Origin of the sequence: Holdemanella sp. DFI.5.55, from assembly GCF_020593575.1 — a bacterium.
GTDB lineage: Bacteria > Bacillota_I > Bacilli_A > Erysipelotrichales > Erysipelotrichaceae > Holdemanella > Holdemanella hominis.
Window position 1 is genome coordinate 1 of the sequence record NZ_JAJDMK010000319.1, and the last position, 250, is coordinate 250.

A 250-nucleotide genomic window follows, 5' to 3' on the forward strand; every position below is an offset into this window, starting at 1 on the left:
CATCATTCGTCACTGTCTATAAAGGTTATATTCAGCCTTTAGATGAGCTTCTGGATCGATATGGCCAGGATCTTATTAAACACATCCCCGAAGAAAACTTTAAGCAGAACCGAATCGATGGCAAGCTTTGGGCGATACCGTCTCAGGCATTTACGTCTGCGGGGAAATTCTCTTCAGTCATGGTCCGCCAGGATTTGCTGGAGAAGGTCGGCATGTCAGAAATTAAGACAATCGCTGATTTAGAACTCTT

The 250-nt window shown here is 44.4% G+C and carries 1 protein-coding gene; it reads left to right on the forward strand.

Features of this window, described 5'->3' with window-relative positions:
- On the forward strand, positions 1 to 250 hold a 250-nt coding region (locus LJE08_RS14255; RefSeq protein WP_227403614.1), incomplete at both ends, for a hypothetical protein.